Annotated in this window: 19 protein-coding genes; 5 read left to right on the top strand and 14 right to left on the bottom strand. The window is 43.5% G+C overall.

The annotated features are described in order from the left end of the window. Nucleotides 1-193: 193 nt before the first annotated feature. The gene (gene purN / locus EAE91_RS09515) at nucleotides 194-832 is read right to left on the bottom strand and encodes a phosphoribosylglycinamide formyltransferase (protein ID WP_214088280.1); all 639 of its coding nucleotides are present in this window, start codon (nucleotides 830-832) and stop codon (nucleotides 194-196) included. Next, on the bottom strand, nucleotides 829-1,869 hold the full coding sequence (gene purM, locus EAE91_RS09510) for a phosphoribosylformylglycinamidine cyclo-ligase (RefSeq protein WP_214088279.1): 1,041 nt from the start codon (nucleotides 1,867-1,869) through the stop codon (nucleotides 829-831). The genes purN and purM overlap by 4 nt, the downstream gene beginning before the upstream one ends. 225 nt (nucleotides 1,870-2,094) lie before the next feature. On the opposite strand from purM, the gene upp reads away from it, so the two are divergent. Then, nucleotides 2,095-2,721, top strand: a complete 627-nt coding sequence (gene upp / locus EAE91_RS09505) for a uracil phosphoribosyltransferase (RefSeq protein WP_214053390.1) — start codon at nucleotides 2,095-2,097, stop codon at nucleotides 2,719-2,721. Nucleotides 2,722-2,790: 69 nt separating this feature from the next. Beyond that, on the top strand, nucleotides 2,791-4,083 hold the full coding sequence (uraA, locus tag EAE91_RS09500) for a uracil permease (protein ID WP_214088278.1): 1,293 nt from the start codon (nucleotides 2,791-2,793) through the stop codon (nucleotides 4,081-4,083). 77 nt (nucleotides 4,084-4,160) lie between these two features. Here the strand turns inward: uraA and EAE91_RS09495 are convergent, their stop codons facing one another. The 8 genes from EAE91_RS09495 to EAE91_RS09460 form a co-directional block, all read right to left on the bottom strand. Further along, nucleotides 4,161-4,520, bottom strand: coding sequence for a type II toxin-antitoxin system PemK/MazF family toxin (locus EAE91_RS09495; protein WP_036805143.1), 360 nt, complete (start codon nucleotides 4,518-4,520; stop codon nucleotides 4,161-4,163). Then, nucleotides 4,520-4,768, bottom strand: coding sequence for an AbrB/MazE/SpoVT family DNA-binding domain-containing protein (locus EAE91_RS09490; RefSeq protein ID WP_036805145.1), 249 nt, complete (start codon nucleotides 4,766-4,768; stop codon nucleotides 4,520-4,522). Before EAE91_RS09490 ends, EAE91_RS09495 begins: the two co-directional genes overlap by 1 nt. 151 nt (nucleotides 4,769-4,919) lie before the next feature. Beyond that, nucleotides 4,920-5,090 carry a hypothetical protein gene (locus tag EAE91_RS09485; RefSeq protein WP_214053394.1) on the bottom strand — a complete coding sequence of 57 codons (171 nt, stop codon included), beginning with the start codon at nucleotides 5,088-5,090 and terminating at the stop codon, nucleotides 4,920-4,922. Further along, a complete protein-coding gene (locus EAE91_RS09480; protein WP_214088277.1) occupies nucleotides 5,062-5,517 on the bottom strand; it encodes a hypothetical protein in 456 nt (151 codons plus the stop codon). Before EAE91_RS09480 ends, EAE91_RS09485 begins: the two co-directional genes overlap by 29 nt. 244 nt (nucleotides 5,518-5,761) lie before the next feature. Beyond that, a complete protein-coding gene (locus EAE91_RS09475; protein ID WP_214088276.1) occupies nucleotides 5,762-7,069 on the bottom strand; it encodes a 6-phospho-beta-glucosidase in 1,308 nt (435 codons plus the stop codon). Then, the gene (locus tag EAE91_RS09470; RefSeq protein WP_214088275.1) at nucleotides 7,066-7,407 is read right to left on the bottom strand and encodes a PTS lactose/cellobiose transporter subunit IIA; all 342 of its coding nucleotides are present in this window, start codon (nucleotides 7,405-7,407) and stop codon (nucleotides 7,066-7,068) included. The genes EAE91_RS09475 and EAE91_RS09470 overlap by 4 nt, the downstream gene beginning before the upstream one ends. 20 nt (nucleotides 7,408-7,427) lie before the next feature. Continuing rightward, complete coding sequence (locus EAE91_RS09465; RefSeq protein WP_214088274.1) at nucleotides 7,428-8,756, bottom strand: PTS sugar transporter subunit IIC; 1,329 nt, start codon at nucleotides 8,754-8,756, stop codon at nucleotides 7,428-7,430. Nucleotides 8,757-8,785: 29 nt separating this feature from the next. Then, nucleotides 8,786-9,091 (bottom strand): PTS sugar transporter subunit IIB, encoded by a 306-nt coding sequence (locus EAE91_RS09460; RefSeq protein ID WP_214088273.1) that lies wholly within the window; start codon nucleotides 9,089-9,091, stop codon nucleotides 8,786-8,788. 622 nt (nucleotides 9,092-9,713) lie between these two features. On the opposite strand from EAE91_RS09460, the gene hda reads away from it, so the two are divergent. After that, nucleotides 9,714-10,421, top strand: a complete 708-nt coding sequence (gene hda, locus EAE91_RS09455; RefSeq protein ID WP_011146972.1) for a DnaA inactivator Hda — start codon at nucleotides 9,714-9,716, stop codon at nucleotides 10,419-10,421. Nucleotides 10,422-10,590: 169 nt separating this feature from the next. Here the strand turns inward: hda and arsC are convergent, their stop codons facing one another. Further along, nucleotides 10,591-10,947 (bottom strand): arsenate reductase (glutaredoxin), encoded by a 357-nt coding sequence (arsC, locus tag EAE91_RS09450; protein WP_214088272.1) that lies wholly within the window; start codon nucleotides 10,945-10,947, stop codon nucleotides 10,591-10,593. Nucleotides 10,948-10,956: 9 nt separating this feature from the next. Beyond that, nucleotides 10,957-12,420, bottom strand: a complete 1,464-nt coding sequence (gene bepA, locus EAE91_RS09445) for a beta-barrel assembly-enhancing protease (RefSeq protein WP_214088271.1) — start codon at nucleotides 12,418-12,420, stop codon at nucleotides 10,957-10,959. A 136-nt stretch (nucleotides 12,421-12,556) separates the two neighbouring features. On the opposite strand from bepA, the gene EAE91_RS09440 reads away from it, so the two are divergent. Beyond that, entirely contained in the window at nucleotides 12,557-13,636 is a 1,080-nt protein-coding gene (locus tag EAE91_RS09440) for an AI-2E family transporter (protein ID WP_214088270.1), read from the top strand. A 126-nt stretch (nucleotides 13,637-13,762) separates the two neighbouring features. Here the strand turns inward: EAE91_RS09440 and bcp are convergent, their stop codons facing one another. Continuing rightward, on the bottom strand, nucleotides 13,763-14,233 hold the full coding sequence (bcp, locus tag EAE91_RS09435) for a thioredoxin-dependent thiol peroxidase (protein WP_214088269.1): 471 nt from the start codon (nucleotides 14,231-14,233) through the stop codon (nucleotides 13,763-13,765). Between the two features lie 26 nt (nucleotides 14,234-14,259). Next, entirely contained in the window at nucleotides 14,260-14,805 is a 546-nt protein-coding gene (locus tag EAE91_RS09430; protein ID WP_214088268.1) for a glycine cleavage system transcriptional repressor, read from the bottom strand. Between the two features lie 288 nt (nucleotides 14,806-15,093). On the opposite strand from EAE91_RS09430, the gene dapA reads away from it, so the two are divergent. Further along, a complete protein-coding gene (gene dapA / locus EAE91_RS09425) occupies nucleotides 15,094-15,993 on the top strand; it encodes a 4-hydroxy-tetrahydrodipicolinate synthase (protein WP_214053406.1) in 900 nt (299 codons plus the stop codon). The last annotated feature ends 2 nt before the right edge of the window (nucleotides 15,994-15,995 follow it).

Genomic DNA, 15,995 nt, shown 5'->3' with positions numbered 1-15,995 from the left:
AGGGACATAATTAATAATAGTTCGCAGTGCCGGGTATGTTACCACAGCACTGTAATTAGCCGTTAATATACCCGTCATCTTTCAAGTTGCCTCTTTGTTGGCTGCACACCCCGGTCACATAGTTATCTATGCTCCCAGGGATTCGCTCCCTTGCCACCGCGATCCATCTTGAAATCCATAGGGTATAAATAGATTATTCTGCGGCATAGCCTTCTGGAGGGAGGATCTTTCCATCCAGATACGCTTTGCCATTAACCATACTTAGGCGCTCTTCAACAAACCAGTTGATAACTAACGGATAGATGCTGTGTTCCTGAGTCTGAACCCGTTTAACAACCTCATTTTCCTGATCACCGGCAAAAATAGGAACTTTAGCTTGCAAGATCACCGGACCGCCATCCAACTCTTCTGTTACAAAGTGGACGGAAGTGCCGTGTTCTGTATCACCATTTTCTATCGCTTTGCGGTGAGTATGCAGACCAGGATATTTTGGTAACAGAGAAGGGTGAATGTTTAACAAGCGGCCAAGGTAGTGCTGAACAAAATCTGGCGTCAGAATACGCATATAACCCGCGAGGACCACCAAATCTGGTTGATATTGATCAATGGCGTGCTTCAGCGCTTCATCATAAGTCTGACGATCTGCATAGTTTTTGGGGCTAACAACATGAGCGGGAATATCCGCCTGTTTGGCACGTAACAGACCGTAAGCATTTGCTGTATTACTAAATACTGCGCAAACTTGCCCATTGATTCTGTTCTGCTGGCAGGCGTCAATCACCGCCTGGAGATTGCTGCCGCTGCCAGAGATGAGTACAACGATATTTTTCATTGCATGACAACCTGTTGTTCACCCTCTTTTAGTGTCGCGATAGAGCCGATATGCCAGGCCTTCTCACCGGCGGCAGTGAGTAATTCAATCGCCTGTTCAACGGCTGTTGGTGGTAATGCAATCACCATCCCGACACCACAATTGAATGTACGGTACATTTCATGATGGCTGACATTGCCTGTCTGTTGCAGCCAGTTAAATATGGCCGGCCATTGCCAACTGGATTCGTTAATCTGTGCTTGGGTATTTTCAGGCAGGACACGCGGAATATTTTCCCAGAAACCGCCACCGGTTAGATGAGCAATAGCGTGAACATCAACGTGTTCAATCAAGGATAAAAGGGATTTCACATAAATTTTTGTCGGCGCGAGTAGGTGATCTGCCAGCGATTTACCTTCAAGCTCGGTTGCTTCTGGATCTGTGTTGCTGACGGCCAGAATTTTGCGTATCAGAGAATAGCCGTTTGAGTGAGGACCACTGGCAGCGAGGGCAATCAAGGCATCACCCGCCTGAACTTTACTGCCATCGATGATTTCTGATTTTTCAACCACGCCAACGCAGAAACCGGCAACATCATAATCTTCACCGTGGTACATCCCCGGCATTTCTGCGGTTTCTCCGCCAACCAGAGCACAGCCGGATAATTGGCAGCCTTCCGCGATACCGGTGATAACGCTGGCGGCAGTATCAACATCCAGTTTCCCGGTTGCATAGTAATCGAGGAAAAACAGGGGTTCTGCACCTTGAACAACCAAGTCATTAACGCACATTGCAACTAAGTCAATGCCGATGGTGTCATGGCGTTTGAGATCCATTGCCAGACGTAACTTGGTGCCGACGCCATCAGTACCAGAAACCAAAATTGGTTCGCGGTATTTTTGTGGTAATGCACATAAAGCGCCAAACCCGCCTAAACCACCCATAACTTCTGGGCGACGGGTCTGTTTTACAACACCTTTAATACGGTTGACTAAGGCATTACCGGCGTCAATATCGACACCAGCATCTTTATAACTAAGAGAGGTTTTGTTGGTCACTCGAAGCCCCCAAGGCGGTTGCGTTTGATAAATTAAGACAGAATAGTAACAATTCTAACAGTCTAAGCAAACGTTTGCGAGACCCTTGTTTAGGATCGGAATTCTCGCTAGTAGGGCTATGTTTGATGAAAATCAACGGATTGGTAGTGGTGTTATGGGTAAAAGAGGGTATAATCTCGCGGTTTTTTTGTCTGCTGGCGACATGACATACAGTAGGAGAGGTCCATGAAGATCGTTGAGGTGAATCACCCACTTGTTAAACATAAACTCGGCCTGATGCGAGCGCATGATATCAGCACCAAACGCTTTCGTGAACTGGCCGCAGAAGTTGGAAGCCTTCTGACTTATGAAGCAACTGCTGATTTAGAAACTGAGAAAGTCACTATTGATGGCTGGTGTGGTCCAGTGGCAGTTGAGCAGATTAAAGGTAAAAAAATAACTGTCGTACCTATTCTGCGTGCAGGGTTGGGGATGATGGATGGTGTACTGGAGAATGTTCCCAGTGCCCGGATCAGCGTCGTAGGGGTTTATCGTAATGAAGAAACCTTAGAACCTGTCCCTTATTTTCAGAAACTGGCCTCCAATATTGATGAACGTATGGCGCTGGTGGTTGACCCTATGTTGGCAACCGGTGGCTCCATGATTGCAACTATCGATTTGCTGAAAAAAGCCGGCTGCCAGTCAATTAAAGTTCTGGTTTTGGTCGCTGCTCCTGAAGGTATTGCCGCGTTGGAAAAAGCCCATCCTGATGTGGAACTGTATACAGCGTCTATTGATGAGAGGCTCAATGAACAGGGATACATTGTGCCTGGCCTGGGGGATGCAGGCGATAAGATATTTGGTACGAAATAATAAGTTGGCCGACTTTTGAGTCGGCTTTTTTTTGGTTCTAACGCAAGAATATTAAGAGGATAAATTAAGATGACCCGTCGTACGATTGGAGTAGATGAGCGGCCTCCTTTTTTACAGACCATTCCACTCAGCTTCCAACATCTTTTTGCTATGTTTGGTGCGACGGTATTGGTGCCGATTTTGTTTAAAGTCAACCCGGCGACAATTTTGCTGTTTAACGGTATCGGTACATTGTTGTATCTGGTGATTTGTAAGGGAAAGGTTCCGGCATATTTGGGATCGAGTTTTGCTTTTATTTCACCGGTCTTATTGTTGTTGCCTCTGGGATATGAGTTGGCTCTGGGAGGGTTTATTCTATGCGGTGTGTTGTTTTGTCTGGTTTCACTGATTGTCAAGGTCGCAGGGCGAAGTTGGATTAATGCGCTGTTCCCGCCTGCGGCAATGGGGGCGATTGTTGCTGTTATCGGTCTGGAACTTGCGGGTGTTGCGGCTGATATGGCGGGTTTGCGTCCGGCGGAAGGTACTGAAATTGATCCAACAACATTGACAATTTCTCTGGTAACGCTGGCGGTAACTGTCCTTGGTTCAGTGATGTTCCGTGGATTCCTGGCTATCATCCCAATTCTAATTGGCGTATTGGTAGGTTATGCGTTGGCATTCCTGATGGGGGTAGTTGACCTGACACCGGTACGTGAAGCGCCGTGGTTCGCATTGCCAACTTTTTATACACCACGTTTTGAATGGTTCGCTATTATGACGATCTTGCCTGCGGCGTTGGTTGTTATCGCTGAGCATGTTGGTCACTTAGTGGTAACGGCGAATATTGTGAAGAAAGATTTGTTAAAAGAGCCGGGGTTGCATCGTTCTATGTTCGCCAATGGGTTATCAACCGTGATTTCCGGTTTCTTTGGTGCAACACCGAATACGACTTATGGTGAGAATATTGGTGTCATGGCAATTACCAAGGTTTACAGTACCTGGGTTATTGGCGGCGCTGCGATACTGGCGATTTTGCTCTCCTGTGTCGGTAAACTGGCGGCGGCAATTCAGGCTGTGCCGGTTCCGGTCATGGGCGGTGTCTCGCTGTTGCTTTATGGAGTGATTGGTGCATCAGGTATTCGGGTGTTGATTGATTCCAAGGTGGATTACAACAAAGCACAAAATCTTATCCTGACTTCCGTGATTCTTATCATCGGCGTTAGTGGGGCGAAAATTAATATCGGTGTTGCTGAACTTAAAGGCATGGCGCTGGCAACGATTGTTGGTATCGGTATGAGTTTGATTTTCCGTCTGGTTACTGTTTTCCGTCCCGAAGAACGATATATTGAATCTTCCGTTGAGTCTGTTAAGCACGGTAAATAACAGAGCAATAAACTTGGGCTGATTTCCCCGCTTTGGGTAGTTTTCATTATTAAGAGGCGGGGATGATGGTCATTATTTTATTCGTAAGGGAGGCAGGAAAGCAAATGTTCGCCACCAATGAGAGGAATGAGTTTTAACAGAACTTCATCGTGGAGTCCAGGTTCTGACGCAGTGATGAATTTTACTTTGCGTTGCCGCCAATCTAGAGTTTGGATCAAAGTTGTTGCTACTATGCAAGGTTGTTCCAGATTAGTAACAGGTACTTCTGTAGGTGCTCCTCTGATACTGGTGCTAATAGGACAACAGATAACTAATCCAGTTAGTCGGTTATAGGTTTCATGCGATAATATGAGTGTTGGGCGATATTTGCCAATTTCTTTGCCTTTTGTTGGTTCGAAATCAAGCCAGCAAATATCTCCACGTTTAGGAACAAACATCAGTAATTGAGTTCCTTGTGATTCGGAGCTGCCAGTTCATCAGCATGCGCAGTGTAAGCGGATAAGCCATTTAATAAATCAGACTCGGTTAACCGTTTCTTGACGGCTTTTTGAATAACTAATCCTTCTTCACTGATGTTAATGTTTACGATATCACCCGCTTCAAGATTAGGTATCGTTTTCAGATTTCCCGATAATCGTAGAGCAATACTGTTTCCCCATTTTTGCAAAACTGCTTGAGTGCGCATGTCTATGCCTCCATAAATGTTTCTTCATGTCTAGTAAGTATACATTATAACCGTATGAGTATCTACTAAGTAGATACAAAAGAAAGTCATTATCTAGGGTGTTAGGTTTTAGTTATGAAGAAAAAAGGAGCGAAAAGCTCCCTTTAAGTGTTTATCGGACTACGTACCAGTTTCTTTTTCCATTGAGATACTGAACAGTACCTTCTCTTTCGGATTTTTTTAGGGCGCTGTAAGCAGCTCTCATACGTTCAGCTTTTTTAGCTACTGCTTTTTCGAGCTCAAGCTTTTCTTTTTCAGCTTGTTCGTGATGTGTGTATGACATAACCCCTCCCATTTGGATCTAACTTATCTATCATGGTAAAGCCGTTTTGTGTTACAAATCGATTAATATACCGCTTATAGACTCTGTTTAGTCGCTCATCTGCGGCTAGTAAAATGTATCCACTAGAGCTGACCGCATTATAGTGCTCATTAATCAGCCTTTCAACTGCGTACATAATCCCTATCATCTGATAATGGTTATTTGTAGGATACCTCTCAAATAGCGTGTTATTGTGTAAATTGTGTTTTGCATCAAATGAAACTTCAAAAAAATTGTTTAGATCGAAGCTATAATTTTCAGGCAAAACGACAGAAGAATCTCCCTTTGAAATAATCTCCATTATAATCAAGGTATATTCCACGCCAGACACCTCAAAATCTGAGATATGCGCTTCGCCATATCCGAGATTCTCTATTTTAAATGGCATAGATTTTCCTAAAATTTCAACGTATTGAAACTTTATATTCCAGTATTCTTCAATCAATTGATTTCAGCGCAGTATAATACAGAATCTCTTGTTCAAACTTAATGTGAAAGATAATTGCGTACGGCACCGCAAAAAAAAGAGGCTATAAAGTCAGTTAGCGATATTTGTTAGTCAGAAGTAACAGATATCGCTTTAATTTTATGGATTGCTCTGATTTCAAATTAACTAATCAGGTACCGCTTATTCATTGAAATTGCGGCAGATAATCACGATTTATCGTTAATATGTCATCCAATAGTGGTGAAGCAATGTCTATATCGGCAACCAATGGGTTAGTGATCAATGCCAACAGCGCGGCGTGGCGGTCGCCATGAACTGCTGCTTTGATTGTTAAGCGTTCATAGGTTTTTATCTGTTGTGTCAGAGCATACATACTGTCAGGCAGGCGGCCGAACGTCAGCGGGTGGGCACCTTCTGCATTAATAATACAATTGGTTTCAATGACGGCATCGTCCGGCAAACCTCGAATAGTTCCGTGGTTTGTAGTATTGACTACCAATTGGCTATCGAGATTGTTATGAATGGCGCAAATCAGATCCAGTGCAACCTCAGAATAGAATGCACCACCGCGGAAACTGAGTTGTTCTGGCTTGTGATCAAGCTCGGGATCAGCATACAGTTCAAATAGTTCCTGTTCTACTTTCATGACCTGTTCTGCCCGAGTGCCTTGTTCCACCGCGGCTTCGTGCTCTTCCTGTAACATATTGCGGGTTTGGTAGAAATAGCGGTGATAAGGGCAGGGGATTGCGCCTAGAGCCTTGAGTAGTGGAGGAGGCCAGGGAGCTTCTTGAATATTATTCATGGTTAAGATTGCACCATTGCATAGCATATCAAGTACCTGTTGAGTTTTATCCTGACCTGCAACCAGTACTTGATGTACCCAGACCATATGATTCAGCCCGGCAAAGTGTAGCTGCACATCTTGATAAGGGCGTTGTAGCATATTAGCTATCATGTGATGCATTGTGACCGGGACATTACATAGGCCGATAATTTTTGCTTTGCTATAGCGGGAAATTGCTTCGGTAACTATCCCGGCTGGATTGGTGAAGTTAATAATCCATGCGTCTGGTGCAAGTTTTTCAACTTTATGGGCAATATCCAGCAAAACGGGGATGGTGCGTAATGCTTTGGCAAAGCCACCTACGCCGGTAGTTTCCTGACCAATCAAGCCATATTTTAGCCCCAGATGCTCGTCCCCAGCGCGAGCCGGAAGCTGACCGACACGCAATTGAGTTAAAATAAAACTGGCACCGCGAATGGCGTTATCTGGTGTGAAGTGGACGCTGATAATAACGTGTTCCATGCCGTGACGGGCTAACATACGGCGAGTAAGCGCAGCGATAATTTCTACTTTCTGTTTTCCACTGTCAATGTCAACTAATGCCAGTTCAGATAGTGGAATGTTTTTTTGGTGTTGAATAAGCCCTTCGACTAATTCAGGTGTGTAGCTGCTACCGCCACCAATAACGGCTATTTTGATTCGTTTCATACCTTTTCCTCTTGTGATGGTATTCGGCGATAGAGTTCAATCATATCGCTGGCAAGATCTTGAATAACCATTGCGTTCATTAAGTGATCTTGCGCATGGACAGTGATGAGATTGACAGGTAATTTACCGCAGCCTTCATCCAATCCGATGAGGGTAGTTTGAATCGTGTGTGCTTCTTTGATTGCCTGTTGGGATTCAGCCATCAGTGTTTGCGCTGTTTGAAAGTCACCGTTTCTGGCATGTTGTAATGCCATTAGTGCATGACTGCGTGCGCTTCCGGCATGAACCAGCAGTTCTACAATAGTTTTTTCTAAATCAATGGCTTGTTCTAAATCCATATGTGCAAATCCTCCGAAAATTAGGGTTGGGATTGAGTTTCTACACCAGTGGATGCTGTGTTTTCTCGCTGTTTATCTTCTTCGTTGATCAATTGTTTTTCATAAATTTTGAAGAAGGGATACCAGATAAAGAGGTCGATTATCATTAGTATGAGCACTAGCACTGCCGCACGATAATCCCAGGCAGCGGAAATCATTGCGCCGAATGGCGCTGGCGCAGTCCAGGGGGCAAGGGCGACCATTTTATGCACCAGGTCAAGATGCAGAGTGCTGTAGGACAATACTGCATTGACCAATGGCACAACCAGTAGTGGAATGAATAAGGTTGGATTCATCACAATCGGTGAACCAAACAGTAGTGGTTCGTTAATATTGAATATGGACGGAATCACGCTCAGTTTTCCGATAGTACGCAAATGTATAGAACGGCTGCGCAGATAAAGGAACGCCAGAACCAGTGTGGAACCAGAGCCACCAATACAGATATAAAACGACCAGTAAGGGTCAGTAAAAATTTGTGTTGTAGCAGTACTTTGAGCCATTAATGTTGCATTGGCAGCAATATTTGCCATAAAAATAGGGGCCATCAAGCCAGTGACAATGTTGGCACCATGAATACCGGCAAACCACAGTAGGTTAGCAATGAGTAGCGCCAGTATAATGGCAGGCAGAGTATCACCGATGGAAATGAGTGGGTGGAACATCTGCATTATGGCTGAGGGAATAAGTAGATTGAATTCACTCTGTAATAGCAAGCTGGCAGGATAAACTGTCAGCAAGATACCAATGACTGGATACAGAAGTTCAAAAGAACGGGCAATTGCTGGCGGCACCTGCTTTGGCATTCGGATAGTGATGTTATATTTTTTTAGTAAACGAGTTATTTCAACTGACCAGATAGCGCAAATTAATGCGGTAAATACACCGGTGCCACCGAGGAAATCGAGGGCTATTTTGTTTTCTATCTGTGGTGCTGCTGCTAGCAAAAATGCCATTAGTGACAGTAAAGCAGAAGTTAGTCCGTCCAAGCCGTAAGATTTAGCTAAACTGTAGGCGGTGCCGACCGAAACAAAGACACTCATTAAACCCATAGTCATAAAGTAAGGCATAGTGATGGTGTCCCAGTGAGTTTTGGCAAAGGACAACCAAGCCTGGCCGAATGAGGATGTAGTCTGTAAATCGAAGGGTGGGTTTGCCACAATTAACATCATGCTGCCGATGATCAGAAATGGCATGGCTGAGATAAAACCGTCACGCATTGCAATAATATGCCGCTGGTTACCGATTCGTCCGGCAATCGGGATAATATAGCTTTCTAAGACACGTGTAAAAGAGGTATAGAGACTCATGGGGGGACTCCGAGTGGTGATGAAATTGCTTATTCCAACAGGCTTAATGCCTTATCGAGAACCTTATCACCACGGAGAGTGCCATAATCCGTCATGTCAATAACGTCTATTGGTTTGCCGTGTGGTTTGGCGATAGCGGAAAGATGAGCCAATTGATACTTCACCTGTGGGCCAAGTAAAACAACGTCAACGTCGGCTATCAGGTGTTCTAATTCAGCTATAGGAGCTGCTTTGATCTCAATGTCCAATGCTCGTTTTATCACTTCTGTTTGCATACGTTGTACCAATATGCTGGTGGACATACCGGCCGCACAACACAATAGGATTTTTTTCATTGCTCAGTCTCCAGTTTGTTATATCGTTTCTTATGGGATAAGTGGTTAATGAGAGTTTTCACTTTTTATTAAGACTAGCAATTTATGTTAAATATGTTGCGATTTTGTTCGCATATTAATCAGGAATAGTTTAAGGAATAAGGATGGAATGTGATCTTCGTTTGTATTGTACCTAGGTAGTGTACATAGCGTGAAAATGTCAAATTATATAGGACGTTGCAGCGAGATTTTTCACTTATGGGATAAGAGTGAATGTTTGTTTACAAATCAGTTAGACGTTGATCATTTAGCATTTTGCTAATACCGTGAGCATTGGCAACCAGTGATGAGGTAATAATGAATAAAATTCACTATCTGATGGCTTTTTCTTAAATAACATAGTTCTTAAATAACATAGAACTACAACTGAAAACTTAAATTTTTCCTGTTTTTACATGCGGAATATTTTATAGGAGTTTGCGGTCCGTTCTGTGCCATGACGAGATATTATGCGCTTCTGAGCCTGAAAAGGATTTAACTTATTGAATCCTAAAAATAGTTTTTTTATTATTTACCTATACAGTTCATTTACAACTATTTTCTGTGATAAACTTGCTGGCGTTTATTACCAGCTCTGTTTGAGGTGCTTCTGAACACACCATCGCAGCTTTCGTTACCTTTGTATCTTCCCGATGATGAAACTTTTGCCAGTTTCTTTCCGGGGGAAAATGCCACCCTGTTAGCTGCAATCAAATTGGCCATTAATCAGCCGCATGGCAGCTATATTTATTTCTGGTCCCGTGACAGTGGGGGCCGAAGTCATTTGCTGCATGCCGCCTGTGCTGAGTTGTCCCTGAAAGATGAAGCTGTGGGTTATGTTCCGCTGGATAAACGTGCTTATTTTATCCCTGAGGTGCTTGATGGCATGGAACACTTATCACTGGTTTGTATTGATAATATTGAGAGTATTGCTGGTGATGAAGAGTGGGAAATGGCAATTTTCAATCTTTATAATCGCATTTTGGAGATCGGTCGCACTTGTTTGCTGATTAGCGGCGATCGCCCACCTCGCCAGATTAATCTTAAGTTACCTGATTTGGCTTCTCGTCTGGATTGGGGGCAAATTTATAAATTACAACCGCTTTCCGATGATGAAAAATTACAAGCCTTGCAATTGCGAGCGAAGTTACGCGGCTTTGAATTGCCAGAAGATGTAGGGCGCTTTTTGCTGAAAAGATTAGACAGAGAAATGCGGACTCTGTTTATGGCATTAAATCAATTAGACCACGCTTCGATAGTTGCCCAGCGCAAGCTGACGATTCCATTTGTGAAGGATATTTTGCACCTTTAAAGTTGATGGTGATATCACCATCACCATCATCACATTTATACCCGTTATCTTTCAAGTTGCCTCTTTGTTGGCTGCACTCACTCGCCCCGGTCACATAGTTATCTATGCTCCCGGGGATTCTCTCCCTTGCCGTCGCGATGCATCTTGAAATCCATTGGGTATATTCTTATCAATCAAGAAGTTCTTTTACTTTTTCCGGTGGACGCCCAAGCCTAGCTTTATCACCGTAAACTACGATTGGGCGCTCAATCAGTTTAGGATTGGCAATCATCGCTTGCAGTAAATCATGCTGAGTGAATTTTTCATCAGCCAGATTCAACTCCTTGTATAGATCTTCTTTCGTTCTCATCAATTGGCGTGCATCATGGAAACCAAGCCGTTCTAGCAGAACGGATAATTGCTCTACAGTGAGAGGAGCCTCCAGATAGAGAATAATCTGTGGTTTAATTCCCCGTTCTTCAATAAGAGCCAAAGTTTCACGGCTTTTGGAGCAGCGGGGATTATGATAAATCGTCACCTGTTGCATGAGAATTCCTTAACGTTTGTATTGACTGTAACGCTGTTGTAGTTGGCGTAATTGATCGATACGAGCATCATAACGTGCTTGATCGTAACTGCCTAATTTCACGAGTGCGCTGGCACTACTGAGGTATTTGATAGCATTGTCAAATTGACCGCGAAGTGCCATTTCTTCAGCATGCGCGGATAATTCTTCATGGCGTTTTCCTTGTTTGGCGGCAGCTTCGGCCGTCAGGTACCAACCGTTTGGATCATCTGGGTTATTGAATGTATAGCGGTGGAGCAGCTTTAAAGCTTGTTGATATTGATTTGCGTGAATAAGTGCATTAGCGAGATTAATCTGTAATACCAAATTGTCCTTTTGTTTTTGTAGGGCGTTCTGTAACCGGGTAATAGCCTGAGCAATTCGGTTCTGTTCGATATCGATATCAGTCATTGCGTCAATAAACCAGACATTATCCGGTTGTCTTGCTAACAGTGGTTCCAGAATAGCCCGTGCCTCAATGTATTTTTTATCTTGAGCAAGCAAGATTGCCCGGCCATAAGCGGCGGCAATTTGTTCTTTAGCTGTGCCTTTACGGTAATTTTCTAAAATTTGTTCAAGATAGCCGCGTTGCTCGGTGGTGTACATGCCCATAACACGAACTCTGGCGAACAGAAAATCTTGAGATTGTGGAATGTTCTGGGCCGGGTATTGATTAGCGCGGTTACGCGCATCAGCAAGGCGGCTGTCAGGTAACGGGTGAGTGAGTAACATTTCTGGTGGCTTAGAACTGTAACGGGTTTGATCTACCATGATCTGCATAAAAGCCGGCATGCCTTGAGGATCAAAGCCAGCTTTACGTAATGTCTGCATGCCAATACGATCAGCTTCTTGCTCATTGGATTGAGTAAAACTGATCATACCTTGTTGTACACCGGCAATAGTGCCACTGAGGGCTGCCATTCCTGCTTGTGGGTTAGCCATTAGCAAAAGGATAGAACCCAACGTGCCTGCCCAGGCTAACGGTGCTGTACGTTGCTGATCTTCCATCATTCGTGCCAAGTGGCGTTGAGTGACGTGAGAAATTTCGTGAGCCATCACCGAGGCAAGCTCGCTTTCATTACGACTATAACGAAAAAGTGCAGCATGGAGCACCACATTACCGCCAAAGAAAGCATAAGCATTGATATTCGGGTTATCAATCAGATAGAAATGGAAAGGCGTTTTAACTGAGTCCGCATGGGCCACTAGCCTTTGTCCAATGGCATTAATATATTGTGTCAACAACGGGTCATAAATCAGCGGAGCGTTGTCACGCATCTGGCGAGCGTAGAAATCTCCCATTGCCAGTTCCTGATTGATGCTCAGGATTGAACCTGCCGTGGTACCGATATCCGGCAATGAATCTTCAATAGAGGCGCTGAGAACAGGGGAACTTGTAAGCAATAGTGTACTGATCAATATTGCTGTCAGAGATTGATTAGACATTATTTTCATAAAACAAAAGTGCTCTCATTTGGCCATCGTTTTAGATAATGCGTGTATGATAAACAAGGGTACCTTAAAATTAATCAATTAGTACAATTTTTAAGAAAAATAGAAATATGAATATTGCTATCAAGGAGCCTGGTTAATGCTGGATATGATTATACAGTGGTATCGCCGTCGGTTTACTGATCCGCAAGTTATTGCGTTATTTGTCATCCTTTTGGTAGGGTTTTGCATTATTTATTTCTTACATGGCATTTTGGCACCTTTGCTGGTAGCGATTGTTCTTGCCTACTTGCTGGAATGGCCAACAGCTAAACTTGAAAAACTGGGATGTTCGCGCACAGTAGCTGTTTGTATTGTGCTGATTATTTTTTCCGGTATCAGTTTGTTGGTCATTCTGATCGTAGCGCCAACCGCATGGCAACAGGGAATTAATCTGTTGTCAGATATACCCAATATGCTTAATCGGTTTAATGAATATGCCCATACATTACCGGCTCGTTATCCAGTTTTGGTTGATGCCGGCATCATTGATGTGATGGCTGACAATTTGCGCAGTAAGATTTCAACTGCCGGAGAGTCTGTGGTGAAATATTCGGTGGCTTCATTGATTGGTTTGTTAACGTTGGCTATCTACCTGATTCTTGTGCCACTGATGGCTTTCTTCTTGCTAAAAGATAAGAACCAGATGCTGCAAGCATTGCAACGGGTTCTGCCACGTAACCGTATTTTAGCTGGGCAGGTATGGCGCGAGGTGAACCAGCAAATCACTAACTATATTCGGGGTAAAGTCACCGAGATGGTGATCGTCGGTATTTGTACCTACGCGGTGTTTGCATTTCTTGGATTGGATTATTCATTACTGCTTTCTGTTTTGGTCGGGCTGTCAGTATTAATTCCTTATGTAGGTGCGCTGATTGTCACGATTCCTGTTGTATTGGTTGCGTTATTTCAATGGGGAGTCGGGACAGATTTCTGGACTTTGATTATTGCTTATCTGGTCGTTCAGGGGCTGGATGGTAACTTGCTGGTGCCGATTTTATTCTCCGAAGCTGTAAATTTGCACCCTCTGGTAATCATTCTTTCTGTGATTACTTTTGGTGGCTTGTGGGGATTCTGGGGCGTATTTTTTGCTATTCCGCTGGCGACGCTAATTAAAGCGGTAATTCATGCATGGCCGGAAGAGATAGTTATAACAGAAGACGATGAAATAAAAGAGTAAATCTATTTTTAACGATACTGGTACCCGTCAGCAGAGGAAGCACGGGATGGGAATATCCCTCCCGTACTTGCCTTTGGCATCTTGAGCTGTTAAATGAGCGTGATTAAATTTTGAATCATTTTCTATTTAAGGGTGCTGTTTTAGATAGTTCACCACGATTTGGTGGTGATCACTGGTCTTAAATTTATCAAAAACGTGCTCAATATTGCCGTTGGTATCGATCAAGAAACTGATACGGTGGATACCATCATAGGTTTTTCCCATAAACTGTTTTTCGCCCCAGACACCAAACTGTTCAGCAACTTGATGATCCTCATCGGACAACAATGTGAAGTTCAACATTTCTTTCTCCACAAAGCGTGACAATTTACTTGGGGCATCTGTGCTAATGCCTAGCACTTCAACACCCGATGCCTTTAATGTATCCATTTCATCGCGCAGACCACAGGCTTGTACAGTGCAACCAGGAGTCATTGCTTTAGGGTAAAAATAGACTAAAACACGCTGGCCTTCGAAATCAGATAAATTGATTGTTTCTCCATCTTGGTCAGGAAGGCTGAACTGAGGGGCCTTATCACCGGCTTTCAATGGGTTCATCCCGTATTCTCCGTTTAATCTTTCAACTAAAGTGGTTCAAGAATACTAATACTGCCTTGTGCATTTAGATCTGTACATAACTTATTAAACGCCTGCTTAATAATTATGCCGTCATCATCTAATAGGCTATGGGCGGTAATCTGGATCTGCAACCTGGCCGGGATATCGCCTTCTGGTGGCTGTGTTTTTGATACCAGTTCAGCAATATTAAAATCCTGTGTGGTAAACAGATTAGTAAACTGCTCGACAATACCGGATGAATCATCAACATCAACCTTAACGGAAACCGTGGAGGGAAATGTTGTATGGGTATCGCACTTTGTGCGTTTCATGACGATAAGAAGATCTAGCTCGGCTCCCTTCTGTGGCAGTGAGGATTCAATCATTGTGATTGCGTTCCAGCTACCGGAAAGCAGCATAATGAAGGTGAATTCCTCACCGAACATGGCTAAGCGGCTGTCTTCAATGTTACAACCACACTCACTCACAAGACGAGTAATGGTGTTGACGATACCAGGACGGTCAGCGCCTAAAGCGGTTATAACGAGAAAATGCTGTTCTGATTGTGGCAAAGTCACTTTTCCTTCTCTGCTATGGTTTCGTTAAGGTAAACATAAAAAGGCTATACTGCCAAGGCCAATTGCATCAAAGTTGCTCTATTGTGTTCCCATCTCTATTGTGTTCCCATATTGTGTTCCTATGCCCTGCCACTGAATTTCGATAAATTACTTTGATTATCACTTCTTTTTAATAGAGGTTATCTGGTATTAACAAAATTCATTGAAATCCCGTGTTAAATAGTTTCCTTCTGGATGACTAAAAAGTACCATGAAGCTCTTGTTTGTATAGGGGGTCATATAATGTCTAGCGGGAGATTTGAATTTACAGGTAGCATTGTTGCGCTGGTAACACCAATGGATGCGAATGGTCAGGTTGATAAGGCCAGTTTGAAAAAGTTAATCGATTACCATGTTGCGAGTGGGACATCAGCGATAGTCTCGGTAGGGACAACCGGAGAATCTGCCACATTGAGTCATGATGAGCATGGTGATGTTGTTTTGACAACGGTAGAATTGGCTGATGGGCGTATTCCGGTTATTGCCGGAACAGGTGCAAATGCGACTGCTGAGGCAATATCCCTAACGAAACGTTTTGAAAACAGTGGCGTTGTTGGTTGCCTAACGGTAACGCCTTATTATAATAAGCCGTCGCAAGAAGGTTTATATCAGCATTTTAAAACGATTGCTGAAAATACGGATTTACCACAAATTCTGTATAATGTGCCTTCTCGTACCGGGTGTGATCTGTTGCCGTCAACTGTAGCGCGTTTGGCGAAGATTAAAAATATTGTCGCAATTAAAGAAGCTACAGGGAACTTAAATCGTGTCAGTCAAATCCAAGAATTGGTTAATGATGATAGTTTCATCTTATTGAGTGGTGATGATGCAAGTGGGTTGGATTTTATCCAGCTTGGTGGTAAAGGGGTTATTTCTGTTACTGCAAATATTGCAGCGCCTGATGTTGCTAAGTTTTGTGAATTGGCATTAAACGGCCAGTTTGCAGAGGCACGCAAGGTAAATAATCGCTTGATGGATTTACATCGTCAGCTATTTGTTGAACCTAACCCGATTCCAGTTAAATGGGGATGTTACAAATTGGGTTTAATTGCTGATGACACCGTGCGTTTGCCGATGACGCCATTGACAGATGCAGGAAAAGTCTCAGTTGAAAAAGCCTTGAAAACGGCCGGATTACTGTAAAA

The organism is Photorhabdus noenieputensis (assembly GCF_018448935.1).
Lineage (GTDB): Bacteria > Pseudomonadota > Gammaproteobacteria > Enterobacterales > Enterobacteriaceae > Photorhabdus > Photorhabdus noenieputensis.
Note: the sequence above shows the minus strand (reverse complement) of the source record. Positions and strands in the feature narration are given on the sequence as shown.

Coding starts and splice junctions, on each gene's coding strand:
- purN (WP_214088280.1), bottom strand. CDS start 832: ATGAAAAATATCGTTGTACTCATCTCTGGCAGCGGCAGCAATCTCCAG.
- upp (WP_214053390.1), top strand. CDS start 2,095: ATGAAGATCGTTGAGGTGAATCACCCACTTGTTAAACATAAACTCGGC.
- uraA (WP_214088278.1), top strand. CDS start 2,791: ATGACCCGTCGTACGATTGGAGTAGATGAGCGGCCTCCTTTTTTACAG.
- EAE91_RS09495 (WP_036805143.1), bottom strand. CDS start 4,520: ATGTTTGTTCCTAAACGTGGAGATATTTGCTGGCTTGATTTCGAACCA.
- EAE91_RS09490 (WP_036805145.1), bottom strand. CDS start 4,768: ATGCGCACTCAAGCAGTTTTGCAAAAATGGGGAAACAGTATTGCTCTA.
- EAE91_RS09485 (WP_214053394.1), bottom strand. CDS start 5,090: ATGTCATACACACATCACGAACAAGCTGAAAAAGAAAAGCTTGAGCTC.
- EAE91_RS09480 (WP_214088277.1), bottom strand. CDS start 5,517: ATGCCATTTAAAATAGAGAATCTCGGATATGGCGAAGCGCATATCTCA.
- EAE91_RS09475 (WP_214088276.1), bottom strand. CDS start 7,069: ATGAAACGAATCAAAATAGCCGTTATTGGTGGCGGTAGCAGCTACACA.
- EAE91_RS09470 (WP_214088275.1), bottom strand. CDS start 7,407: ATGGATTTAGAACAAGCCATTGATTTAGAAAAAACTATTGTAGAACTG.
- EAE91_RS09465 (WP_214088274.1), bottom strand. CDS start 8,756: ATGAGTCTCTATACCTCTTTTACACGTGTCTTAGAAAGCTATATTATC.
- EAE91_RS09460 (WP_214088273.1), bottom strand. CDS start 9,091: ATGAAAAAAATCCTATTGTGTTGTGCGGCCGGTATGTCCACCAGCATA.
- arsC (WP_214088272.1), bottom strand. CDS start 10,947: ATGCAACAGGTGACGATTTATCATAATCCCCGCTGCTCCAAAAGCCGT.
- bepA (WP_214088271.1), bottom strand. CDS start 12,420: ATGAAAATAATGTCTAATCAATCTCTGACAGCAATATTGATCAGTACA.
- EAE91_RS09440 (WP_214088270.1), top strand. CDS start 12,557: ATGCTGGATATGATTATACAGTGGTATCGCCGTCGGTTTACTGATCCG.
- bcp (WP_214088269.1), bottom strand. CDS start 14,233: ATGAACCCATTGAAAGCCGGTGATAAGGCCCCTCAGTTCAGCCTTCCT.
- dapA (WP_214053406.1), top strand. CDS start 15,094: ATGTCTAGCGGGAGATTTGAATTTACAGGTAGCATTGTTGCGCTGGTA.